The following is a 22,476-nucleotide window of genomic DNA, read 5'->3' on the forward strand; positions in this document are numbered from 1 at the left end:
GCGCGGGGCGCGGGGCGCGGGGCGCCGGACGCGCGAGAGCCCCCGGTCCCGTCGAGGGACCGGGGGCTCCCGGAAGACGTCAGCTCAGCCGGCCTGCTCGGCGAGCTGGAGGAACTGCCGCTTCGCTGCGAGTGCCTGCTCGGCGTCCTTGATCCGGCGCGCGTCCCCGGCGCTCTGGGCCCGGGCCAGCCGTTCCTCGGCCTCCACCACCTGCGCCCGCATCTGGACGAGCAGCGGGTTGTCCTCCTTGGTGGTGCGGCGCCACGCCGAGTCCATCACGTCGCGGACCTTGTCGTCGATGACGCGCAGCCGGCGCTCCAGCCCGGCGGCTGCCTCGCGGGGCACCCGGCCGGCCTCGTGCCACTGTGCCTGGATCTCCCGCAGCTTGGCCTGGGCGCCCTTCGGGTCGGCGTCGATGTCCAGCGCCTCGGCCTCGGCGAGCAGGGCCTGCTTGCGCTCCAGGTTGCCGCGCTGCTCGTTGTCCCGAGCGGAGAAGACCTCACTGCGCCGGCTGAAGAACGAGTCCTGCGCGCCCCGGAACCGTTCCCAGAGCTTCTGCTCGGCCTCCTTGGAAGCGCGCGGCGCGGCCTTCCACTGGGTCATCAGATCCTTGAGCTGGTTGGCGGTCGCGGCCCAGTCGGTGGATTCCTGGAGCTTCTCCGCCTCGGCGACCAGCTCCTCCTTGACCGTCTGCGCCTGCTTGCGCTGGGAGTCCAGGGAGGCGAAGTGGGCGCCCCGGCGTCGGGTGAAACCGTCCCGGGCGGCGGCGAAGCGCTTCCACAGCTCTCCGTCGGCCTTCTTGTCGACCCCACGGATGGTCTTCCACTCGTCGAGGATCTCCTTGAGCCGGTCGCCGGCGGTCTTCCAACCGGTGGACTCGGCGGCGAGCTTCTCGGCCTCCTCGACCAGCGCGGTCTTGCGGGCCAGGGCTTCGCCGCGAGCGGCGTCCCGGGCGGCGCGCGCTTCGCCGGCCTTCTCCTCGGCGAGGGTGGCCAGCTTGTCCAGGCGAGCGGCCAGTGCGTCGATGTCGCCAACCACGTTGGCCTCGGGCAGCGTGGCACGGATCCGCCGGATCGTGCTCAGCGAGTGCCCGGCGTCGGCCGCACCCGACTTGAGACGCGCTTCGGTCAGGTCCACCTCGGTCACCAGATCGGCGAAGCGGCGCGCGAAGTGTGCCAGGCCCTCCTCCGGTGCTCCCGCCTGCCAGGATCCGACAACCCGCTCGCCCTCGGTGGTCTTGACGTACACGGTGCCGTCCGCGTCCACCCGTCCGAAGGCAGTCCAGTCGCTCATGTGCCCATCCTCGTTCTCCCGGCGTCGAGGGATCGATCCCCCGTCGCCGCCACGGCGCAGCCAAGTTGCTTCCGGCATTGTCACAGGTCCGACCCGGTCCGCGTCGAGCGCCTATCGCCGACCGTGACCATACGGTGTCCTAGGGGCCGAATGACCGGATCGGCGCGGAGACGCACCGACGATTCCCGCTACGGTGAATGGGTGCCACTGGTCGCCGCTGCCGTCTGCCCCCATCCGCCCCTGCTCGTGCCCGAGGTGGCCGGCTCCGCGGCCCCGGAGTTGGACGACCTGCGGGCGGCCTGCGACACGGCCGTACGCCGGTTGCTGGCCGTCGACCCGGACACCGTGGTGCTGCTCGGCACCGGCCCGGTGACCGGCCTGATCCACCCCCCGGCCACCGGTTCCCTCCAGCCGTGGGGTGTCGACCTGGACGTGCCGCTGGTCCCCGGCCAGCCCGACCGGGGTGCGGTGCTGCCGTTGAGTCTGACCATCGGCGCGTGGCTGCTGGCCCGGCACGACGCGCGAGAGTCGGTGACCGCCGTCCAGGTGGCGGCCGACGCCGGCCCGGCCGAGCTGGCCGCGCTCGCGGACGAGGTCGGGGCCGCGGGTGACCGGGTGGCGTTGCTGGTACTCGGGGACGGGTCGGCCTGCCGGGGCGAGAAGGCCCCCGGTTACGACGACCCGCGCGCCCGCCCGTACGACCAGCGGGTCGCCACTGCGCTGGCCGAGGCGGACCTGGACGTTCTGCTCGACCTCGACCCGGTGTTGTCGGCGGAGCTGAAGGCCGCCGGCCGCGCGCCCTGGCAGGTGCTCGCCAGGGCGGCCGGCTCGGCCGGCGGCGGCTGGCGCGGCGAGCTGCTGCACGACGCGGCCCCCTACGGTGTCGCCTACTTCGTGGCCTCCTGGGAGCGGGTGTGACAAGCGGCGCGGGGGGCACTGTCGTCGCCGTGGTCGGCCCGACCGCGGCGGGCAAGTCGGCGCTGAGCATCGCGTTGGCGCACGCGCTGGACGGTGAGGTGGTCAACGCCGACTCGATGCAGCTCTATCGCGGCATGGACATCGGCACCGCCAAGCTGACCCCCGCCGAGCGGGACGGGGTGCCGCACCACCTGTTGGACATCTGGGAGGTCACCGAGCCGGCGAGCGTCGCGGAATACCAGCGGCTGGCCCGCGCGGCCGTCGACGACATCCTGTCCCGGGGGCGGGTGCCGCTGCTTGTCGGTGGGTCCGGGCTGTACGTGCGGGCGGTGCTGGAGCGTTTCGAGTTCCCCGGTACCGACGCGGCGCTGCGCGAGCGGCTGGAACGGGAGTTGGCCGAGGTCGGTCCGGCGCCGCTGTACGCGCGGCTGCGCGCCGCCGACCCGGTGGCCGCGGAGGGCATCCTGCCCGGCAACGGTCGGCGGATCGTCCGGGCCCTGGAGGTGATCGAGCTCACCGGCGCGCCGTTCGCCGCGTCGCTGCCGCAGCCGACGCCGTACTACCCGTCCGTGCAGCTCGGCGTCGACCTGGACACCGCGCTGCTGGACGAGCGGATCGCGCTGCGGGTCGACCGGATGTGGGCTGACGGCCTGGTGCCGGAGACCCGTGAGCTGGTCGGGCGGGGGCTGCCCGAGGGGCGGACGGCGAGTCGGGCGCTGGGCTACCAGCAGGTGCTGCGCCTGCTGGCCGGTGAGCTGACCGACCCGCAGGCGCACGACGACACGGTCCGGGCCACCCGGCGCTTCGTCCGCCGGCAGCGGTCCTGGTTCCGGCGCGACCCGCGGACCCACTGGCTGGACTCGGCCGCTCCGGACCTGATCGGGGCCGCGCTGCGTCTGGTGCCGGCCGAGACGCGATAATGGCTGCGTGGAGTTCACCAAGGGCCACGGCACCGGCAACGACTTCGTCCTCCTTCCCGACCCGGACGGTCAGCTCGACCTGACCCCGGAGCTGGTCGCGGCGCTCTGCGACCGGCGGCGGGGCATCGGCGCGGACGGCGTGCTGCGGGTGGTCCGGGCGGCCAAGCATCCGGACGGCGCCGGGCTGGCCGGCGAGGCCGAGTGGTTCATGGACTACTGGAACGCTGACGGTTCCTTCGCCGAGATGTGCGGCAACGGCGCCCGGGTCTTCGTGCGCTACCTGCTCGACACCGGGTTGGCGACGCCCGCCGGCGCGGCGCTGCCGGTGGCCACCCGGGCCGGCGTGGTGCGTGCGCTGGTCGAGGGCGACGCCGTGTCCGTCGAGATGCGCCGACCCCGGGTGTACGACACGTCGACCGCCACCCTGGGTGGGCTGACCCTGCCGGGCACCGCTGTGGATTTTGGCAATCCGCACCTGGTCTGTGTCCTGCCGGCCGGCGTGGAGTTGTCGGCGCTGGACCTGACAGTCGCGCCCGGGTTCGACCCGACGGTCTTCCCGAGCGGGGTGAACCTGGAGTTCATCGTGGCGGGCGATCCGGTCGACGGCACCGACGAGCACTCCCTGATGCGGGTGTACGAGCGTGGTAGCGCAGAGACCCTGTCCTGCGGCACGGGTGCCTGCGCGGTGGGTGCGGTGGCCCTGCGCGACGCCGGCCGGGACACCGGCGTGGTCGCCGTGGACGTGCCCGGTGGCCGCCTCACGGTGACGGTAACGGCGGACGCCTGCTGGCTGTCCGGCCCCGCCGTCCTGGTGGCCACAGGCGAGGTCAACCTCTCCGCCCTAACCCGCACCCGGCCCTAACCCAGCACCCGGCCCTAACCCAGCACCCGGCCCTGACCCAGCACCCGGCCCTGACCCGGCACCCGGGTTGATCAAGAGGTTTGCGTCAGAAACTGCTCGGATCCTGACGCTAACCTCTTGATCAACCCGGGTCGGGTGTTACGGGGTGGCGCTGGCGTTCGCCGCGATCTCGGGGAGGTCGGCCGGGCCGGGGTCGGCGGCCGGCAGCGGGCTGGGGTTGTTCGCGGCGGCGCGGACGGCGGCGGCGACCGCCGGGGCGACCCGGGAGTCGAAGACGCTCGGCACGATCACCGTCGGGTTGATCTTCTCTTCGCCGACCACGTCGGCGATGGCCCGGGCGGCCGCGATCGCCATCTCCTCGGTGAACTCCTCGGCGTGCGCGTCCAGCATCCCGCGGAACACCCCGGGGAAGGCGAGCACGTTGTTGATCTGGTTCGGCTGGTCCGAGCGGCCGGTGGCGACCACGGCGGCGTGCTTACGCGCCTCCCGCGGGTCGACCTCCGGGTCCGGGTTGGCGAGCGCGAAGACGATCGAGTTCTTTGCCATCTGGGCGATGTCGTCGCCGGTGAGCAGATTCGGCGCGCTCACCCCGATGAACACGTCGGCACCCCGGATCGCACCCGGAAGGTCGCCCGAGTAGTTCTCCTTGTTGGTGTTGTCCGCCAGCCACTGCCACGCCGAGTTGAGCCCGGTCAGCCCACGGTGCAGGGCGCCCTCCCGGTCGCACGCGATGATGTCGCCGACGCCCTGGCGCAGCAGCAGCTTCATGATCGCGGTCCCGGCCGCGCCGGCGCCGGAGACGACCACCCGGACGTCCTCCAACTGCTTGCCCACCACCCGCAGCGCGTTGGTCAGCGCGGCCAGCACGCAGATCGCGGTGCCGTGCTGGTCGTCGTGGAACACCGGAATGTCCAGCGCCTCGCGCAGCCGGGCCTCGATCTCGAAGCAGCGCGGCGCGGCGATGTCCTCCAGGTTGATCCCGCCGTACGCCGGCGCGATCGCCTTCACGATCTGCACGATCTCGTCGGTGTCCTGGGTGTCCAGCACCACCGGCCAGGCGTCCACCCCGCCGAAGCGCTTGAACAGCGCGGCCTTGCCTTCCATCACCGGCAGCGAGGCGGCCGGACCCAGGTTGCCCAGGCCGAGCACCGCCGAGCCGTCGCTGACCACCGCGACGGTGTTGCGCTTGATGGTCAGTCGCCGGGCGTCCGCCGGGTTCTCGGCGATCGCCATGCAGACCCGGGCCACCCCCGGGGTGTACGCCCGGGACAACTCGTCGCGGTTGCGTAGCGCGACCTTCGACGTCACCTCGATCTTGCCGCCCAGGTGCAGGAGGAACGTCCGGTCCGACACCTTCCGCACGTCCACGCCGTCCAGCGCGGTCAGCGCGTCGACCACCTGGTCGGCGTGGCCGGCGTCGGCGGTGTCGCAGGTCAGGTCGACGATCACGTTGGTCGGGTCGGAGTCCACCACGTCCAACGCCGTGACGATCGCGCCGGCCTCGCCGACGGAGGTGGTGAGCCGGCCGATCGAGGACGCGTCCGCGGTCACGGCGATCCGGATGGTGATCGAAAATCCGGCGCTCGGCAGTCGGGTGATGGCCACGGGATCCCTCCGTCACGGCTGTGCGGCCAGTCGGCCGCCGCCCGCATTTCTACCGGGTTGTCGCAGCCGACCAGCATTCGCCCCCACTTTTGGCGACCCTGAGCATGGGCATATAGCAGGTGCGTTCGGCGTTGTGTCATGTCAGGATTACGTTCCACTCATCAAAACGGACAGGAGAACCGCTTGCGAGACCAGGAGAGCTTTGTCCCCGTCGAGGACGAGCTCGACGACGTCACCACCGGCGAGATGGATCTGTCGGAGCGACAGTCCCTCCGACGCGTCCCGGGCCTGTCAACCGAGCTCACCGACGTCACCGAGGTGGAATACCGCCAGCTGCGGCTGGAGCGGGTCGTCCTGGTGGGCGTCTGGACCGAGGGCACGGCGGCCGACGCGGAAAATTCGCTGGCCGAGCTCGCCGCGCTGGCCGAGACCGCCGGTTCGCAGGTGCTCGAAGGGCTCATCCAGCGCCGCAGCCGACCCGACCCGGCCACGTACATCGGCCGCGGCAAGGTCGACGACCTTGGCGCGGTGGTGCTGTCCAGCGGCGCCGACACGGTCATCTGCGACGGTGAGCTGTCCCCGTCGCAGCTGCGCAACCTGGAGCAGCGCACCAAGGTCAAGGTCGTCGACCGGACCGCGCTGATCCTCGACATCTTCGCCCAGCACGCCAAGAGCAAGGAAGGTAAGGCCCAGGTCGAGCTGGCCCAGCTCGAATACCTGCTGCCCCGGCTGCGCGGTTGGGGTCAAACGCTCTCCCGGCAGACCGGTGGTTCCGGCCGTGGCGGCGGCGCCGGCGGCGGTGTGGGTGTGCGTGGTCCCGGTGAGACCAAGCTGGAGACCGACCGGCGGCGGATTCGTCACCGCATCTCCCGGCTGCGCCGCGAGATCAAGAGCATGCGCACGGTACGCCTCACCAAGCGCGCCCGACGCAGCCGTAACTCCATCCCCGCCGTGGCCATCGCCGGCTACACCAACGCCGGCAAGTCCAGCCTGCTCAACCAGCTGACCGGCGCGGGCGTGCTGGTGGAGAACGCGCTGTTCGCGACACTGGACCCGACGACCCGTAAGGCGACCGCCTCGGACGGCCGGCTCTACACGCTCTCCGACACCGTCGGTTTCGTCCGGCACCTGCCGCACCAGATCGTCGAGGCGTTCCGTTCGACGCTGGAGGAGGTCGCGGGGGCGGATCTGGTGGTGCACGTCGTGGACGGCACCCACCCGGATCCGGAGGAGCAGGTCCGGGCGGTCCACGCGGTGCTCGCCGAGGTGAGCGCGGAGCGGCTTCCCGAGTTGCTGGTGGTCAACAAGACCGACGCGGCCGACGAGGACACTCTGCTGCGGCTCAAGCGGCTCTGGCCGGACGCGATCTTCGTCTCCGCGCACTCCGGGCGGGGCATCGACGGGCTGCGCGCGGCGATCGAGGAGCGGCTGCCGCGACCGGCCGTGGAGGTCCGGGCCGTGCTGCCGTACGACCGCGGTGACCTGGTTGCCCGGGTCCATCGCACGGGCGAGGTGCTCAGCACGGCGCACCTGCCGGAGGGCACCCTGCTGCATGTCCGCGTCGCTGCGGACCTCGCCGCGGAGCTGGCACCGTTCGACGTCGAGCGACAGGGTCAGGCGGCCGTCAGCCGCTCCTGAGCGGCCACGGTGTTATCCGCCGGAAACGCGTGGCATGCGACACTGGCCGAATGCGCCGCGTTGTTTCCTCGGTCACGGTTGTCCTCGGCCTGCTCGGGGCAACCGTGGCGCTCGCCGGAGTCGCCGCAGCGGCTCCCGCCCCCGGGTCGTCCGAGCCGCCCGCCGCCACCGCCGGTCAGAAGCGGTGCACGATCGCCGACGAGCGGCTGCGGGAGCTGTCCGGTCTGGTAGCGACCAAGAGTGGCTACATCGTCATCAACGACAGCACCGACATCGCGGCACGCGAGCGGATCTTCTTCCTCGACACCAAGTGCAAGGTCTCGAAGGAGCCGGTCCGGTACGCGGGGCAGGGCCCGGTCGACACCGAGGATCTCGCCCTCTCCAAGGACGGCGACACCCTGTGGATCGCCGACACCGGTGACAACGCCGACGCGAAGGAGCGCCGCACGCGCGTCGCGCTCTGGTCGATGCCGGTCACCGGTGCGAGGCAGCCAACCTTGCACCGGATCTCCTACCCGGAGGGTAAGCCGCACGACGCCGAGGCGTTGCTCATCGGCGACGACGGAAAACCGCTGATCATCACGAAGGTCACAAGCGGCAAGGCCGAGATCTACGCGCCGACGGCAGCGCTGCGCAACGGTGACGAGGCGGTGCCGATGCGCAAGGCCGGCGAGATCACGCTGCCGAAGACGCAGACGGAGAACCCGCTCAACACGTTCGGCCGGATCGCCATCACCAGCGCGGCGCGGTCGCCGGACGGCTCCCGGGTGGTCCTGCGCACCTACGCGGACGCCTTCGAGTACGACGTGAGCGGCGGTGACATCGTCGGCGCGCTCACCACCGGCAAGCCCCGGGTGACGGCGTTGGCGGACCCGTTCGGTGAGGCCATCAGCTACACCACGGACGGCAAGTCGTTCCTGACCGTCTCCGACGCGTTCCGGTTCGCCGACGACGAGCCCCTCGACATCCTCAGCTACACGCCGTCCACCTCCACCGCGGTGCCACTCGCGGCGGGGGCGGGGGGCGGCAAGCAGGCGGCGTCGAAATCCTGGGCGGCCGGGCTGGACTTCGACGACATCACCTATCTGGTCGGCGCGGTCGGGTTGATCGGCCTGCTGTTGGTCGGTGCCGGCATCGTCGGCATCGTCCGGGCCCGCCGGCGGTTGCCGGCCGCCGACGCGTCGGAGACGTCGGACCGGGACGGCGAGTCGTTCAACCCGCGCACCGGTCGTGCCGTCGATGGTTCCCCAGCGGTGGGTGACCGTAAGGGCGGTGTCTACGGTGGCGGCGCGCCGGCGGGCGCCTACGGCGGTGGCGCGGGTCGCGGTGGCCCGACTCCGGCGGGTGGTGCCGTGTATGGCGGTGGCCGACCCTCCGCGCCCGACGGTGGCTACGGAGCGGCACGACCGGACGGCGGCGCTGCCGGTGTGTACGGCGGCGGTCGTCCTCCGGCCGGTGGCGGCCCCCGTCCTCCGGCCGGTGGTGGTCGCCCCCAAGGCGGCGGTCGCCCTCCGGTGGGTGGTGGCGGTCGTCCCCAGGGTGCTGGCGGGGGCGGTGGCCGTCCGCAGGGTGCCGGTGGTGTTCCACCGGGCGGGGGCGGTCGTCCGGGCAGCGGCGTGTACGGCGGTGACGGCGGCCAACCCGGCACCGGTCGTGCGGAACCGCCCCGACGCGGTGGGCAGGAGCCCGACCCGCGGGGCCAGCGACCCGGCCGTCGCCGTGACGACGACGCGCCCGTCGACCCGTACGGGCAGTATCCCGGGGGCGGTCGCGGCCACCGGGGCGACCGTTACTGACGGGCTTTCGTTCGCCCCGGTGACAACCGACGCGGGTGAGCGCCCGTGGGCACCCACCCGCCGATCGGTCAGATGCGGCGCAACACCGCCACGACCCGCCCCATGATTGTGGCGTCGTCACCGGGGATCGGGTCGAAGGCCGGGTTCTGTGGCATCAGCCAGACGTGCCCGTCGCGCCGCCGGTAGGTCTTGACCGTCGCCTCGCCGTCGAGCATGGCGGCCACGATCTCGCCCGAGTCGGCGGTCGGCTGCTGCCGGACGACCACCCAGTCGCCGTCGCAGATCGCCGCGTCGAGCATCGAGTCACCCTTGACCTGGAGCATGAAGACCTCGCCCTCGCCCACCAACTCGCGGGGGAGAGGGAAGATGTCCTCCACGGCCTGCTCGGCGAGGATCGGCCCACCGGCGGCGATCCGACCGAGCATCGGCACGTACGCCGGGGTCGGTCGTTGTGCCCGGGACAGTTCGTCGTCGATGGCCTCGCTGGGGGCGCGGACGTCCACCGCGCGCGGCCGGTTGGGGTCGCGGCGCAGGAAGCCCTTCTTTTCCAGCTCCTTGAGCTGGTAGGCGACGCTGGACGGCGACACCAGGCCAACCGCCTCGCCGATCTCCCGGACGCTGGGCGGGTAGCCGTGCCGCTCCACCCAGTTGCGGATGAACTCCAGGATGCGACGCTGACGGGCGGTCAGGTCGACCGTCGCCGGGTCGGGGAAGGCGCTGACGACCGGGGTGACCGGGCGTACGGCGGGCTGACCCGTCCGGCTGCGTGCGGCGCTGCGGCGTCGGGTGGCCGGGGGGCCCGCCTCGGTGATCTGCTGCGGGCTCTTCGGCCGGCTGGCCCGGTCCTCGGTCACGTCCGTCCTCCCTGGTCGGCGCTGGGTGCCTCGTCGGCTCGTGGTGCGTGCGGTGGTGCCACGTTGTTCATGACCGTATAGGTGAGATCGGTCATTTTCAAACATCTGTACGACCTCTCACCGGCGTGTCGGGGTGAAAAACCGCTCCCGTCGTACGGATGTTCTGATAAATGGTACGTCGGATAGCACTGGTGTTCGATCCTCGACCGTTTTCCGGGCTACTCCGGCCGGCCGGTCGGTAACCCGGGCGACGTCTCGGCGTTGGGGTTTTCGGACCTGCTGGTGGGCGTTGGTGACCGGATGGTCCGTGACGCGCCGGACACGCCGATCAACTTGACCCGGCTTCCCCGGCGACATACGGTCGACCCCTAGATGTAGTAGTGACACGGGCGTAAGTTGCCCACAGGTTGGGTCTGACTACCGACCGCACTCCCGTAACGTCGATCACGGCGGGCGTCATCCGAGGATGGCACCGTCGCGGTGGGTCGTGCCCGGGGTGCTCGGTGCGGGGCGCAGTTGATCATTTTGAAGGAGGTGGGCGATGCGGTGTCCGTACTGCCGACACGCTGACTCTCGGGTGGTCGACTCGCGGGAGGCCGACGACGGCCAGCTCATTCGACGGCGGCGGTCCTGCCCGGAGTGCGGTAAGCGGTTCACCACCGTCGAGGAGGCGGTCCTCGCGGTCGTCAAGCGCAGCGGGGTGACCGAGCCGTTCAGCCGGACGAAGATCATCGGCGGGGTTCGCAAGGCGTGCCAGGGTCGGCCGGTGGACGACGACTCCCTCGCGCTGCTCGCGCAGCGGGTGGAGGAGACCGTCCGGGCCAAGGGGGCCGCCGAGATTCCCAGTCACGACGTGGGCCTGGCGATCCTGGGCCCGTTGCGTGACCTGGACGAGATCGCCTACCTGCGGTTCGCCAGCGTCTACCGCTCCTTCGACTCGCTCGCCGACTTCGAGCGCGAGATCGAGACGTTGCGGGCTGCTGCGCGAGACCGGGAGCAGGGCCGGGCCGACGCGGTTGAGGCCGCGGGCCGTACCAGCTGAATCTGCACAGTTTTTCGAGAGATTGGGACGCGCGGTGGGTGACCGCGCAGACGAGGGGGGCGACGGCGTGACAACTAGCCGTTCACGGAGCAAGGCAGGCGCGGGGCTGAAGATCGAGCGGGTGTGGACGACCGAGGGGGTCCACCCGTACGACGACGTCGCGTGGGAGCGCCGCGACGTCGTGATGACGAACTGGCGGGACGGCTCGATCAACTTCGAGCAGCGTGGGGTCGAGTTCCCGCAGTCGTGGAGCGTCAACGCGGCCAACATCGTCACCACGAAGTACTTCCGGGGCGCGGTGGGGACCCCGGAGCGGGAGTGGTCGCTCAAGCAGCTGATCGACCGGGTGGTCGCCACCTACCGCACCGCGGGCGAGGAGTACGGCTACTTCGCCAGCCCGGCGGACGCCGAGATCTTCGCCCACGAGCTGACCTGGATGCTGCTGCACCAGGTGTTCAGCTTCAACTCGCCGGTCTGGTTCAACGTCGGCACGCCGTCGCCGCAGCAGGTCAGCGCCTGCTTCATCCTGGCCGTCGACGACTCGATGGACTCGATCCTCGACTGGTACAAGGAGGAGGGGCTGATCTTCAAGGGCGGCTCCGGCTCCGGGGTCAACCTGTCGCGGATCCGCTCGTCCCGTGAGCTGCTCTCCTCCGGCGGCACCGCCTCGGGCCCGGTCAGCTTCATGCGCGGCGCGGACGCCTCGGCCGGCACCATCAAGTCCGGCGGCGCGACCCGCCGCGCGGCCAAGATGGTCATCATCGACGTGGACCACCCGGACATCGAGGAGTTCGTGGTCACGAAGGCGCGCGAGGAGCACAAGATCCGCGCGCTGCGCGACGCCGGGTTCGACATGGACCTCGGCGGCTCCGACATCGTCAGCGTGCAGTACCAGAACGCCAACAACTCGGTCCGGGTCTCCGACGAGTTCATGTCGGCGGTGGAGAACGGCGGCGGTTTCGACCTGCGTGGCCGGCTGGACGGTTCGGTGATCGACACCGTCGACGCCAAGAAGCTGTTCCGCACCATCTCGCAGGCCGCCTGGGAGTGCGCGGACCCGGGCCTGCAGTACGACGACACGATCAACGACTGGCACACCTGCCCGGAGACCGGCCGGATCACCGCGTCGAACCCGTGCTCGGAGTACCTGCACCTGGACAACTCCTCGTGCAACCTGGCCTCGCTCAACCTGATGAAGTTCCTCCGCGCCGACGGTGGCTTCGAGGTGGAAAAGTTCGTCAAGTCCGTCGAGTTCGTCATCACCGCGATGGACATCTCGATCTGCTTCGCGGACTTCCCGACCGAGAAGATCGGTGAGACCTCCCGCGCCTACCGGCAGCTCGGCATCGGCTACGCCAACCTGGGCGCCCTGCTGATGGCCACCGGCCTGCCGTACGACTCGGAGCAGGGCCGCTCGGTCGCCGCGTCGATCACGTCGCTGATGACCGCCACCGCCTACCGCCGCTCGGCCGAGCTGGCCGGTGTCGTCGGCCCGTACGACGGCTACGCCCGCAACGCCGAGCCGCACAAGCGGGTCATGCGCAAGCACGCCGCCGCCAACGACGAGATCAAGCCGACCAGCCCGGTGGCCACCGCGATCGTCCGCGAGGCGACCAAGCAGTGGACCCAGGGCAACAAGATCGGCGACAAGTTCGGCTGGCGCAACGCCCAGGCCAGCGTCCTCGCCCCGACCGGCACGATCGGCTTCATGATGGACTGCGACACGACCGGTGTGGAGCCGGACCTGGCGCTTGTCAAGTTCAAGAAGCTGGTCGGCGGCGGCTCGATGCAGATCGTCAACCAGACGGTGCCGCGCGCCCTGCGCAGCCTCGGCTACCCCGAGGAGCAGGTCGAGGCGATCGTCGAGCACATCGCCGACCACGGCCACGTGGTGGACGCCCCCGGCCTCAAGCCGGAGCACTACCCGGTCTTCGACTGCGCCATGGGGGAGCGGACGATCGCCCCGATGGGTCACGTGCGGATGATGGCGGCCATCCAGCCGTTCGTCTCCGGCGCCATCTCCAAGACGGTCAACATGCCGGAGGCGGCCACCGTCGAGGACGTCGAGAAGATCTACTTCGAGGGCTGGAAGCTCGGCCTCAAGGCGCTGGCGATCTACCGGGACAACTGCAAGGTCGGCCAGCCGCTCTCGGTGGCCAAGTCCAACAAGACCACCGCGCCGGCCGCCGTCGAGGCCGCGCCGGCTGCCGTGGAGAAAATCATCGAGTACCGGCCGGTGCGTAAGCGCCTGCCGAAGAAGCGCCCGTCCGAGACGGTCAGCTTCTCCGTCGGTGGCGCCGAGGGCTACCTCACCGCGTCGTCCTACCCGGACGACGGCCTCGGCGAGGTCTTCCTGAAGATGTCCAAGCAGGGCTCGACCCTGGCCGGCGTGATGGACGCCTTCTCGGTTGCCATCAGCATCGGCCTGCAGTACGGCGTGCCGCTGGAGACGTTCGTCAGCAAGTTCACAAACATGCGCTTCGAGCCGGCCGGCATGACGGACGACCCGGACGTGCGGATGGCGGCCTCGGTGATGGACTACATCTTCCGTCGCCTGGCGCTGGACTTCCTGCCGCACGAGCGCCGCGCCGAGCTGGGCATCTTCACCGCCTCGGAGCGGGCCGCCCAGTTGCGGGCCGAGGCCGACGCGGAGAGCGCCGCGGCGATGGGCGCGGAGCTCACCGCCATGGCCTCCTCGGCACCGGTGGAGGCCCCGGCAAAGCCGGAGGCCGTCGCCCAGCCGGCCCAGGAGATGGCTGACGTGGCCGCCGCCAAGCCGGCGCCGAGCGTGGGTTCCAGCACCGAACTGCTGGAGGCCGTGATCGGCAAGGCCGCCGACGCGCCGCTCTGCTTCACCTGCGGTACGAAGATGCGCCCCGCCGGTAGCTGCTACGTCTGTGAGGGCTGCGGCTCCACCAGCGGCTGCAGCTGACCAACGTGTAACGCGGCGCTGCCCCGGCCTCCTTCGTGGAGGTCGGGGCAGCGCCGTTTCCAGATGCTCGTCATGACGTAGCCCACTGGACCGAGTGGCCGTTCCGGCGTTTGGAGCGACGCTCCGGGGCCGCGTACCCAACAGTGGCTTGCCGACGACCGGACTGATGCCGAGTTGCGCTGACTGGCCGGTCAGCCCGCGGTTGGACATGATCAAGTGATGAGAAGTAGGTCAAAGCTGACCCTGGGACCTACTTTTCATCACTTGATCATGAAAAGCTCGTCGGGCCGTAGATAGTGCACCGGATCAGTGGTCTTCGTCGCCCTCGGTTGGGCGTGGCGGGCGGTTGTGCTTGGCCCACTCGTCTACCTCGTCCGCGTCCCAGATGGTCGTCCCGATCAAGCGGGCCATCGGCTCAGGGAAGCCTGGACGGCGGGTGATCTGCAGTACCCGCTGCCGCGACACGTTGAACAGGGCGGCCAACTCGCCAGGCCCGTACCTGGGTGCCCGCCAGACTGCTGCACCGGCGTTTTCTGGGCTGGGTCCGGTGAAGCTCATCCGGCGGGACGCGCAGGAAGCCGGCTCGATCACTTGATGCTGAGTAGGTGTGGACAATCCGCTCTGACTACTCAGCATCAAGTGATCTTGTCGATGGCGGTGAACCGGGCTACCGGCTCGCGCGTTCGGCGGCGCGTACGGCGTTGCGGAACAGCATTGCGACGGTGGTCGGACCGACCCCGCCGACCCGGGGCGTGATGGCGCCGGCGACCTCGGCGCACGCTTCGTCCACGTCCGGTAGGAGGCGCCGCCCGTCGTAGCGGACACCGGCGCCGATGACGACGGCGCCTGGCTTGACGTGCTCAGGCCGCACGATCCCGGGTACGCCGGCGGCGGCGACGAGGATGTCGGCGCGGCGGGTGTAGCGGGCCCAGTCGGGCACGCCGGTGTGGACGACGGTGACGGCGGCGTTGGCGGTCGGGCGCTTCTGGGCGAGCAGCATCGCCAGGGGGCGGCCAAGGGTGGCGCCCCGGCCGAGGATGACGACCTCCCGGCCGGCGACGGGGATCTCGTAGTACGCCAGGAGGGCTTCGATGCCGGCGGGGGTGCACGGCAGCGGGCCGGGCAGACCGACGGCGAGACGCCCCATGTTCAGCGGGTGCATGCCGTCGACGTCCTTGTCCGGGTCGATTGTCTGCAGCGCCGCGTCGTAGTCCAGATGCCCCGGAACGGGGTACTGCACGAGGATGCCGTGCACGGCCGGATCGGTGTTGAAGCGGGCGATGGCCCGGTGCAGATCCGCCTGGTCGACGGTGGCGGGCAGGTGCACGTGCGGGGAGGCGAACCCGAGTTCGGCCGCCTGCCGCTGCTTGATGGCGATGTAACCGGCGCTGGCGTCGTCGTCGCCGACGAGAATGGTGGCGAGGCTCGGTGTGATCCCGCGGCTGCGCAGGCGGGCGGCAGCGGCGGCGGTCTCGGCCAGGACGGCTTCGGCGACGGGTGCGCCCGGCAGGAGCCGGGCCGGGCCCGACGCGGTGTGGTGCTCTGCGGATTCGCTGGTCATGACGGTCCCTCGACGCAGGCGCCCAGGCGGTCGACGCCCGCGAGAGGCTTCCCGATGGTTCCACCATCCCCGTGCCGCCAGTCGCCGGTGCTTCGATAATGCCGCACTACCAGGGCAGCTGCCCAACCGGACCAGCAGCGCCGCCCTCAGCGCCGGGGGCGTGCTGCCGCTCGTCGGCACTGGTGCCCGCCGACCGCGCAGGCACCGGGGCTCAATCAGTCGGCAGGAGCGGGCGCATGAACGTTCGCTCGTACCGCACGACGCAACCCGAGGTGTCGCGGATGCGATCAGCCGCGAGGAACTCCGGGTCGTTGCCGAACAGTGCGCGGTACCGCTCGTAAGCTGCCAGGCTCTCGAAGCTGAACAGCGCCTCGGCCTTGTCGCTGGCGCCCTCGGCGGGCAGGAAGTAGCCGTGGTGCACGCCGCCGTGCTTGGCCACCAGCCGCATCCATGTTCGAGCGAAGTCTTCGAACACATCGATCTGGGCGGGGTCGATGGTGTAGTGCACGACGCAGGTGATCACGGCGTCACCATACGGGCCGGTGGTCATGTCGGATGGTTCGGTAACACCGGTGCTCCGCCTGACGAAGAAGGGGTGTGGAGGCTACGAGAGAGGACAGCCTGTGAATGAGCCCAGCGGAGCGGAGGGTGACATCTCCGGCATCGGGGCCGATCCGGTGGCCTTCGAGGTCTTCTACCGGCGGCACCTGGAGGCGGTGGGCCGGTTCGTGGCGCGGCGGGTCGACGACCCACACCTCGCCGCCGACCTGACCGCCGACGTGTTCCTGGCGGTGATCGAGTCGGCGGCCGGCTACCGGCCGGACCGGGGTAGCCAGGTCGGCTGGCTGTACGGGGTGGCCCGCAACGTCATCGGTGACGAGCGGCGTCGGGCGGCCCAACGGCTGCGGGTGACCGGCCGACTGGCCGGACGGCGGGACCTGGGCCCCGACGACATCGCCCGCATCGAGGAGCGGATCGACGCCGAGTCGGCGGCCCGCCGCACCTGTCGGGCGTTGAGCGAGCTACCCGAGGGCTCCCGAACGCTTGTCGAACTCGTCGCCGTGGACGGCCTCACCGTCGCGGAGGCGGCGACAGTGCTCGGGATGTCACCGGTCGCCGCTCGGGTCCGCCTGCATCGTGCCCGTCGCGTCGTCCGCGCCGTGCTCGCCCGCCCGGCCACCACCCTCGCCTGATGAGACGGAGCTGACCCATGAACAGGATCGAAGAGTCGCCGCAGGGTTTCGAGGAGCAGCTGCTCAGGGATCTGACCGCCCACGTCGCCCGCCGGGCCGAGCTGGCGTCGGCGGCCCGTCCCGCCGGACTCCGTACCCGGTTCCTGCGCGGTTGGCGTCTCGCCGGAGCGTTCGGGCTGGCAGTCGTCCTGACCGCCGGTGCGTTGGCGGTCCAGACGATGAGGGTGGGCGACCGGCCGCCGTCCACGGCAACCGCGTCGGAGATCCTTCGGATGGCGGCCGACGCCGCCCGGCAGCAGCCCGAGCTCACCGCCGGACCCGATCAGTACGTCTTCACGGAACTCCTGGCGACGTTGCGGGATCAACCGGACAGTGGCCCGTACACCACGACCAGGGTGCAGTTGTGGCAATCGGCCGGGGGAGTCGCACACACGCAGGCTCGTTACCGACCGGAGACCGATCCGAATGGGTGGGGCGAGCTGAGGGTGCTCCGCATCGATGATCCCGACGACCCCGAGAAGGAACTCGATGTGTTTCCGTGGCCCGCGTACCACGGCGACCTGCCCTCCGATCCGGACGAGCTGCTGCGCTACCTTCGGGACCACCCGATCGACCTGCACCTGTCCGAAGGCGCCGATGAGCAGGCCGTCTACGGGGACGAGAGCATGACGTACACCACCGCGCGATCCATGCTCGACGGTTATGTACCGCCCCGAGCGCTGGCGGCGTTGTTCGAACTGCTGGCACGGGAGCCCGGGGCGGTCGTCATATCGGGCGATGTGGTGGACGCCGCCGGCCGACATGGGGTGGCGATTCGGATGCCCGGCGTGATCGGCGGCAACGAGGACTTCCTCTTCGACCGGGACACCCACGTCTTCCTCGGCCGCCGAGGGTCGGTGGTGCGCAACGGCAAGGAGTCCCTGTACTCGGCTGTCGCGCTGGTCCGGCTCGCCATCGTCGACCGTCCGGGCCAGCTGCCCTGAGTGATGGTGGCACCCCCAGCCCTGACCGGTCACGTCGGACCGGTCAGGGCTGGGCGAACAGGGGCCCGTAGTTCGAGCGGAACATCTGCTCGCCGAGGTGGCGCATCACCAGGTCGCGCAGCGCGGGCGGGAGCCCGGTGGCCCTGTCCCGGCGATGCGTCTGGCCGAGGACCCAGTCGGTACGCGGGCGGCGCCGCGCCTCGTACCCGCGCAGGGCTTCGGTAAGGGAGTCGGCGGTGGCCAACGACGACGCGAGCACGAACGCGTCCTCCAGGGCCATCGCCGCGCCCTGGGCCATGTTCGGCGAGGTGGCGTGGGCGGCGTCGCCGATCAGCAGCACCGGCCCCCGGGACCAGGAGTCGAGCACGACCTCCTGGTTCGGCCCGGCGTGCAGGGTGCTGTCGTCGTAGTCGAGGGCCTTGAGCATGGTGGCGGCCGGTTCGGTGGACGTCGCCCGTAGCTCCTCGCGCCAGCCCGGCCGGTCGGCCACCGGGCCGTCGTTGTAGTAGCAGTACGTCTGCTCGGCGCTGATCGGGATCGTCAGGAACTGCCTCCCGCGCCCCAACTGCACCGACCAGACCGGCTCATCGTCGATGCGGGGAGCCACCCAGCGGTACGCGTACTGGCCGAGGCTACGGACCACCTGACCGTCGAAGGCGAGCCGGCGGACCGTCGAGTTCACGCCGTCCGCGCCGATCACCAGGTCGTACCGTTCGGTGCTGTCGTCGTCGAACTCGACGGCGACCTGGTCGCCCTCCTCGGCCAGCGCGACCGGCTGGCGACCCCAGCGGATCGGGGCGTCGCCGACGCCGGCGAGCAGCGCCCGGTGCAGCTGAGCCCGGGGCAACGACACGCACGGCCCGACGCCCCGCCACAGCGCGGCCACGTTGATGTCGAAGAGGCGACGACCGCGCTGGTTGGCGCTGCGCTGTCGAGTGATCTCCACGGCCACGTCGGCGATCGGTTCCCGCAGGCCGAGCACGTCGAGCATGCGGGTCGCGTTGCCGGTGAGGTAGATGCCGGCGCCGGAGTCGGTCGGCCCGGAGGCCCGCTCCACCACGTCGACCGTCGCGCCCCAGTCGCGCAGGGCAGCCACCGTCGCCAACCCGGCGACACCGCCACCGACGATCAGTACCCGGACATCGTTACCCCGCACGACACGTTCCTCCCCGTCGCCCAGGCCGGTTGAGCTGCTGCTCAACGGTCGGCCGCCGCAGCACTCTAGAAGGCGGGTGAGTCAGCGCACGGGTACGGGGGCTGAATTACCGGGGAATGGGCTGCGACGATGAGGGCATGACGACCGCTGAGGCGTACGCGGAGTTCGGCAGCCGCGAGGCGCGTGGGGTGTCGCCCACCTACGAGCGTCTGTCGACGGCCATCGCCCAGGACGACGCCCTGCTGGCCCTGCTCGACGCGCTCCCGCCCGGCAAACGACAACCGAATCTGCTGTTCGGTGTCGTGCGCTGGTTCGGCGGCCCGGTCGACGACCCGGTCGCGTTCCACGACTACGTGGTGACGCACTGGCCGGCCATCGAGGCGGAGCTGCGCACCCGGGCCACCCAGACCAACGAGAGCGGCCGGTGCGCGGTCCTGCTGCCGGTGCTCGCCGCGTTGCCGCAGCCCCTCGCCCTGCTGGAGGTCGGCGCGTCCGCCGGGCTGTGCCTCTACCCCGACCGGTACGCGTACCGCTACGGCGAGCACGAGGTCGGCTCCGGCGAGCCGGTCCTCGAGTGCGCCGCCGACGGGTTGGTGCCGCCGGCCCGCGTACCCCGGGTGGTGTGGCGGGCCGGCCTGGACCTCAACCCGCTCGACGTGACCGATCCCGGCGACGTGTCCTGGTTGGACGCCCTGATCTGGCCGGAGCACGCGCACCGGCGGACCCGGCTGCGGGCCGCGGCGAGGGTCGCCGCCGCCGACCCTCCGCTGCTGGTCCGCGGCGATCTGGTGGACGACCTGCCGGCGCTGGCCGCCCGCGCGCCGGCCGGCGCGACGCTTGTGGTCTTCCACACGTCAGTGCTCTACCAGGTGCCGCCGCCGCGCCGGGAGGCGTTCGTCCGGCTGGTCCGTGAGCTGCCGGGGCACTGGATCGCGAACGAGGCACCGGAGGTGCTGCCGTACGACGGGTTGCCCGACCCGCTTAGCGAGGCGCTGCACAACGTCCTCGCGCTGGACGGTGAGCCGCTGGCCTGGACCCGGGGGCACGGTCAGGCGATGAGCTGGTTCGCCTGACCGCCGAGCGACTTCGGCAGCCGGCACCGACAGCTCAGCGAGCCGCCTCCGGCAGTCGGGCACTCAGCGCTCGGCTGAACCAGTCCACCGCCGGCGCGACCGCGCCGCCGCCCGACCAACCGTTGATCACCGACAGCAGGTCGAGGTAGCGGTCCCGGCGGGGATCGTTCGCCACTGTCAGCCGGTCCAGGAGGCGGCGGCGCAGGTCGGCGTCGTCGGGGAGGTCGTGCAGGCGCGCGTACCGGGCGGTGACCGCCGCAACCACCGGCTCGGCCTCGGGGCCGGCCGGATCGAGACCGGCGGCCAGGGCGTCGGCCACCCCGTCCCGGACCACCGCGACGGCATCCGGGCGGGGCAACCCGGGCACGTCGTGATCGGCGGCGTGCTGTCGGACCATCCGCCGCATGGACGCCTGGAAGGTGGGCTCCCGGCACAACCCGGCCAGCTCCAGCCACGCCTGCACCTGCTCGGTGCTCGGGTCGTCGGGCAGCTCCGGGGTCATCGAGACGAGGACGCCCCGGTACGGGTGCTTGTCGTCCGGGTCCTCGAAGACAGTCGCCAGGAAGGCGCCCACCAGGTGCCCCCGCTCACGCGCGGTGAGCTGGGCCAGCCGGCGCAGGTCGTCCACCTCGGCCGGGCCCGATCCGCGGCGCGCCGCCACGGTGAGCACCGCCTGACGCAGCCGCAGCACCCGGATCTGCACCGCCAGCGCCTCGGCGTGCGCGGCGGCCACCTCGGGCAGGGGCACCTCGCGGTCCACCACCCGGCGGATGGTGGCCAGGTCCAGGCCCAGGTCGCGCAGCGTCCGGACCAGGTCCAGCCGGGCCACCGCCTCGGCGTCGAAGAGGCGGTAGCCGGTCGGGCTCCGGTCGGTCGGCGGCACGATTCCGGTGTCGGCGTAGTACCTGATGGTCTTGACGCTCAGGCCGGTACGGCGGGCCAGGTCGCCGATCGTGTGGTGCGCTTCACCGCTCATGCCCCCACCCTGCTGTCTCCCCCCGGTGGAGACTCAAGCGACAGACGTCAGCGAGCCCGCTCGTGGCGGAGCAGGACCACGCCGTTGCCGAAGACACGGCTCTCCACCAGCCGCAGGCCGGTCGGGACGTCGCTGTCGGGAAAGAGCCGGCGGCCCCGACCGAGCAGCACCGGGTTGACGTAGATCCGGTACTCGTCGACGAGGTCGTGCCGGGCGAAGGTGGCGGCCAGGTCGGCCCCGCCGAGCGCCAGGTCACCGCCGGGCTCGGCCTTGAGTCGCCGTACCTCCTCCGGATCCACCTCGCGGATCACAGTGGCGTTCCAGTCGGCGTGCTCGAGGGTGCGGGAGTAGACGATCTTCGGCATGTCCCGCCAGATGCTGGCGAACTCGCGCTCCGGGTCGCTGGCGGTCGGGTCCTGGTCGGCGGTCGGCCAGTACGCGGCCATCAGCTCGTGGCTGACGCGGCCGCTGAGGAACCCGCCCATCGGGGCGATCACGTCGTTGAAGTGCCTGTGCAGCTCCTCGTCGACCTGGTGCCAGCCGATGTCGCCACCCGGGCCCTCGAAGAACCCGTCAAGCGACACACTCATCTGCACAACGATCTTCCGCATCGCGTCTCCTCAGTGCTCGTCACAGCGATCGATCCCGAGCATCGTCGGACCCTACGACGAAACCGGCGGCGTGTCCCGCATTCGCCGCAGCGGGGAGCAGACCGGCGTTGGTCCGGCATGGTTGAGCCGCAGCCGCAGGTCGTCCCTAGACTGCTGCGGGTGACCGGAGAGCGACGACCCCTTGCCGATCGGCCGCTCACCGAGCCGCACCCGTCCCGGCTGTCGCCCGCGCACCCCGACCGGGCCCGGATCCTCGCCAGGCACGCCGAAGCGCTGACCGCCGGCGAAGCCGGCTACCTCGACCCGGCGACGGGCCTCTTCGTGCTCAGCGCCGGTTTCCTGGCCCGGCGCGGCACCTGCTGCGGGCGCGGTTGTCGACACTGCCCGTACGTGGACGATCCACCGTCCGGATAGGCGTCAGCGAGGGCTTTCGCCCGACACCGACACCCCGTACGGTTTCCGACGGACATCCGGCGGGCGCCTTCCGCCGTCGGTCGGCGAGAGGGTGGAGCGTGCGCGGGCGGATCGTGGTCGGAGGGCTGGCGGGGCTGCTGGTGAGCGGCTGCGCCGCCGAGGCCGAGCCGGTGGCGGTGCCGCCGCCGGTGCCGATCGCGGTGGACGTGGCGGCGGCCTCCTCGGGCGGCGCCTGCCGGCTGTTGGACTTCGCGGTGATCGAAGAGTTGGTGCAGGTGCGCTTCGACGTGGCGGCGGCCAGCGAGCAGGGCGACACGCACACCTGTGTGGTGCGCACCGGAGGCGCGGCGTTGCCGGAGCTGACGCTGAGTGTGTCCGTGACCACGATCGACAAGACCACCTTCGGCGCGGACGTGGTGCCGGACAAGGCGGCGAAGATCACCGGGTTGGGCCAGCAGGCGTACCGGCGAACCACCGCCGCGGCGAGCGGGCACGGGCCGGTCGCCGAGGTGGGCTGGCTGGCCACCGACGGGCGGCTGGCCACGTTGAGCTGGACCGGTGCGCGCGGCAGCGAACGCACGGCGGCGGAGAAGGTGACCGGGGACCTGGCCGCACTGGCCAAGAAGGTGGACACCCGGGCGCTGTGACG

The 22,476-nt window shown here is 71.3% G+C and carries 20 protein-coding genes; 12 read left to right on the plus strand and 8 right to left on the minus strand.

What is annotated here, in order from left to right; genetic code table 11:
* Window positions 1-84: 84 nt before the first annotated feature.
* Complete coding sequence (locus ABZU25_RS30725; RefSeq protein ID WP_355032840.1) at window positions 85-1,293, minus strand: DUF349 domain-containing protein; 1,209 nt, start codon at window positions 1,291-1,293, stop codon at window positions 85-87.
* A 150-nt stretch (window positions 1,294-1,443) separates the two neighbouring features.
* Here ABZU25_RS30725 and ABZU25_RS30730 point away from each other — a divergent pair, with 150 nt between their 5' ends.
* Genes ABZU25_RS30730 through dapF form a run of 3 tightly spaced genes read left to right on the plus strand, consistent with a single transcriptional unit; the run spans window position 1,444 to window position 3,993 of the window.
* Window positions 1,444-2,211 (plus strand): class III extradiol dioxygenase subunit B-like domain-containing protein, encoded by a 768-nt coding sequence (locus ABZU25_RS30730; protein WP_355032841.1) that lies wholly within the window; start codon window positions 1,444-1,446, stop codon window positions 2,209-2,211.
* Window positions 2,208-3,131: a tRNA (adenosine(37)-N6)-dimethylallyltransferase MiaA gene (gene miaA, locus ABZU25_RS30735; protein ID WP_355032842.1), complete on the plus strand. Its 924-nt coding sequence runs from the start codon at window positions 2,208-2,210 to the stop codon at window positions 3,129-3,131. Before ABZU25_RS30730 ends, miaA begins: the two co-directional genes overlap by 4 nt.
* A gap of 7 nt (window positions 3,132-3,138) precedes the next feature.
* Entirely contained in the window at window positions 3,139-3,993 is an 855-nt protein-coding gene (gene dapF / locus ABZU25_RS30740) for a diaminopimelate epimerase (protein ID WP_355032843.1), read from the plus strand.
* A gap of 138 nt (window positions 3,994-4,131) precedes the next feature.
* On the opposite strand, the gene ABZU25_RS30745 is transcribed toward dapF, so the two are convergent.
* Window positions 4,132-5,598, minus strand: coding sequence for an NAD-dependent malic enzyme (locus ABZU25_RS30745; RefSeq protein ID WP_355032844.1), 1,467 nt, complete (start codon window positions 5,596-5,598; stop codon window positions 4,132-4,134).
* 183 nt (window positions 5,599-5,781) lie between these two features.
* Here ABZU25_RS30745 and hflX point away from each other — a divergent pair, with 183 nt between their 5' ends.
* Together hflX and ABZU25_RS30755 are read left to right on the plus strand one after the other, a co-directional pair.
* On the plus strand, window positions 5,782-7,236 hold the full coding sequence (gene hflX / locus ABZU25_RS30750; RefSeq protein ID WP_355032845.1) for a GTPase HflX: 1,455 nt from the start codon (window positions 5,782-5,784) through the stop codon (window positions 7,234-7,236).
* A 50-nt stretch (window positions 7,237-7,286) separates the two neighbouring features.
* On the plus strand, window positions 7,287-9,032 hold the full coding sequence (locus tag ABZU25_RS30755) for a hypothetical protein (protein ID WP_355032846.1): 1,746 nt from the start codon (window positions 7,287-7,289) through the stop codon (window positions 9,030-9,032).
* Between the two features lie 68 nt (window positions 9,033-9,100).
* Here the strand turns inward: ABZU25_RS30755 and lexA are convergent, their stop codons facing one another.
* The gene (gene lexA / locus ABZU25_RS30760) at window positions 9,101-9,886 is read right to left on the minus strand and encodes a transcriptional repressor LexA (RefSeq protein ID WP_030489395.1); all 786 of its coding nucleotides are present in this window, start codon (window positions 9,884-9,886) and stop codon (window positions 9,101-9,103) included.
* 541 nt (window positions 9,887-10,427) lie between these two features.
* Here lexA and nrdR point away from each other — a divergent pair.
* Window positions 10,428-10,928, plus strand: a complete 501-nt coding sequence (gene nrdR, locus ABZU25_RS30765; RefSeq protein WP_355032847.1) for a transcriptional regulator NrdR — start codon at window positions 10,428-10,430, stop codon at window positions 10,926-10,928.
* Window positions 10,929-10,962: 34 nt separating this feature from the next.
* Window positions 10,963-13,860 (plus strand): vitamin B12-dependent ribonucleotide reductase, encoded by a 2,898-nt coding sequence (locus tag ABZU25_RS30770; protein WP_355032848.1) that lies wholly within the window; start codon window positions 10,963-10,965, stop codon window positions 13,858-13,860.
* Window positions 13,861-14,527: 667 nt separating this feature from the next.
* On the opposite strand, the gene ABZU25_RS30775 is transcribed toward ABZU25_RS30770, so the two are convergent.
* Together ABZU25_RS30775 and ABZU25_RS30780 are read right to left on the minus strand one after the other, a co-directional pair.
* The gene (locus ABZU25_RS30775) at window positions 14,528-15,421 is read right to left on the minus strand and encodes a bifunctional 5,10-methylenetetrahydrofolate dehydrogenase/5,10-methenyltetrahydrofolate cyclohydrolase (RefSeq protein ID WP_355032849.1); all 894 of its coding nucleotides are present in this window, start codon (window positions 15,419-15,421) and stop codon (window positions 14,528-14,530) included.
* A 211-nt stretch (window positions 15,422-15,632) separates the two neighbouring features.
* Window positions 15,633-15,971: an NIPSNAP family protein gene (locus tag ABZU25_RS30780; protein WP_355032850.1), complete on the minus strand. Its 339-nt coding sequence runs from the start codon at window positions 15,969-15,971 to the stop codon at window positions 15,633-15,635.
* Between the two features lie 73 nt (window positions 15,972-16,044).
* Here ABZU25_RS30780 and ABZU25_RS30785 point away from each other — a divergent pair, with 73 nt between their 5' ends.
* Together ABZU25_RS30785 and ABZU25_RS30790 are read left to right on the plus strand one after the other, a co-directional pair.
* Window positions 16,045-16,614: a sigma-70 family RNA polymerase sigma factor gene (locus ABZU25_RS30785; protein WP_355032851.1), complete on the plus strand. Its 570-nt coding sequence runs from the start codon at window positions 16,045-16,047 to the stop codon at window positions 16,612-16,614.
* A 17-nt stretch (window positions 16,615-16,631) separates the two neighbouring features.
* A complete protein-coding gene (locus tag ABZU25_RS30790; protein ID WP_355032852.1) occupies window positions 16,632-17,597 on the plus strand; it encodes a CU044_5270 family protein in 966 nt (321 codons plus the stop codon).
* Window positions 17,598-17,640: 43 nt separating this feature from the next.
* On the opposite strand, the gene ABZU25_RS30795 is transcribed toward ABZU25_RS30790, so the two are convergent.
* Window positions 17,641-18,753: an FAD-dependent monooxygenase gene (locus tag ABZU25_RS30795; protein WP_355032853.1), complete on the minus strand. Its 1,113-nt coding sequence runs from the start codon at window positions 18,751-18,753 to the stop codon at window positions 17,641-17,643.
* Between the two features lie 137 nt (window positions 18,754-18,890).
* On the opposite strand from ABZU25_RS30795, the gene ABZU25_RS30800 reads away from it, so the two are divergent.
* A complete protein-coding gene (locus ABZU25_RS30800; protein ID WP_355032854.1) occupies window positions 18,891-19,826 on the plus strand; it encodes a DUF2332 domain-containing protein in 936 nt (311 codons plus the stop codon).
* Between the two features lie 34 nt (window positions 19,827-19,860).
* On the opposite strand, the gene ABZU25_RS30805 is transcribed toward ABZU25_RS30800, so the two are convergent.
* Both ABZU25_RS30805 and ABZU25_RS30810 read right to left on the minus strand, forming a co-directional pair.
* Window positions 19,861-20,802 carry a MerR family transcriptional regulator gene (locus ABZU25_RS30805; protein WP_355032855.1) on the minus strand — a complete coding sequence of 314 codons (942 nt, stop codon included), beginning with the start codon at window positions 20,800-20,802 and terminating at the stop codon, window positions 19,861-19,863.
* A gap of 47 nt (window positions 20,803-20,849) precedes the next feature.
* Window positions 20,850-21,413 (minus strand): dihydrofolate reductase family protein, encoded by a 564-nt coding sequence (locus tag ABZU25_RS30810; RefSeq protein WP_355032856.1) that lies wholly within the window; start codon window positions 21,411-21,413, stop codon window positions 20,850-20,852.
* Window positions 21,414-21,572: 159 nt separating this feature from the next.
* On the opposite strand from ABZU25_RS30810, the gene ABZU25_RS30815 reads away from it, so the two are divergent.
* On the plus strand, window positions 21,573-21,827 hold the full coding sequence (locus ABZU25_RS30815) for a DUF5522 domain-containing protein (protein ID WP_355032857.1): 255 nt from the start codon (window positions 21,573-21,575) through the stop codon (window positions 21,825-21,827).
* A 98-nt stretch (window positions 21,828-21,925) separates the two neighbouring features.
* Window positions 21,926-22,474: a hypothetical protein gene (locus ABZU25_RS30820; RefSeq protein WP_355032858.1), complete on the plus strand. Its 549-nt coding sequence runs from the start codon at window positions 21,926-21,928 to the stop codon at window positions 22,472-22,474.
* Window positions 22,475-22,476: the final 2 nt, after the last annotated feature.

Source organism: Micromonospora sp. NPDC005215 (genome assembly GCF_040607915.1).
GTDB lineage: Bacteria > Actinomycetota > Actinomycetes > Mycobacteriales > Micromonosporaceae > Micromonospora.

What these genes read in the sequence shown, in the direction of transcription:
- ABZU25_RS30725 (WP_355032840.1), bottom strand. Translation starts at nt 1,293, where the DNA reads ATGAGCGACTGGACTGCCTTCGGACGGGTGGACGCGGACGGCACCGTG.
- ABZU25_RS30730 (WP_355032841.1), top strand. Translation starts at nt 1,444, where the DNA reads ATGACCGGATCGGCGCGGAGACGCACCGACGATTCCCGCTACGGTGAA.
- ABZU25_RS30755 (WP_355032846.1), top strand. Translation starts at nt 7,287, where the DNA reads ATGCGCCGCGTTGTTTCCTCGGTCACGGTTGTCCTCGGCCTGCTCGGG.
- nrdR (WP_355032847.1), top strand. Translation starts at nt 10,428, where the DNA reads ATGCGGTGTCCGTACTGCCGACACGCTGACTCTCGGGTGGTCGACTCG.
- ABZU25_RS30775 (WP_355032849.1), bottom strand. Translation starts at nt 15,421, where the DNA reads ATGACCAGCGAATCCGCAGAGCACCACACCGCGTCGGGCCCGGCCCGG.
- ABZU25_RS30780 (WP_355032850.1), bottom strand. Translation starts at nt 15,971, where the DNA reads ATGACCACCGGCCCGTATGGTGACGCCGTGATCACCTGCGTCGTGCAC.
- ABZU25_RS30790 (WP_355032852.1), top strand. Translation starts at nt 16,632, where the DNA reads ATGAACAGGATCGAAGAGTCGCCGCAGGGTTTCGAGGAGCAGCTGCTC.
- ABZU25_RS30800 (WP_355032854.1), top strand. Translation starts at nt 18,891, where the DNA reads ATGACGACCGCTGAGGCGTACGCGGAGTTCGGCAGCCGCGAGGCGCGT.
- ABZU25_RS30805 (WP_355032855.1), bottom strand. Translation starts at nt 20,802, where the DNA reads ATGAGCGGTGAAGCGCACCACACGATCGGCGACCTGGCCCGCCGTACC.
- ABZU25_RS30810 (WP_355032856.1), bottom strand. Translation starts at nt 21,413, where the DNA reads ATGCGGAAGATCGTTGTGCAGATGAGTGTGTCGCTTGACGGGTTCTTC.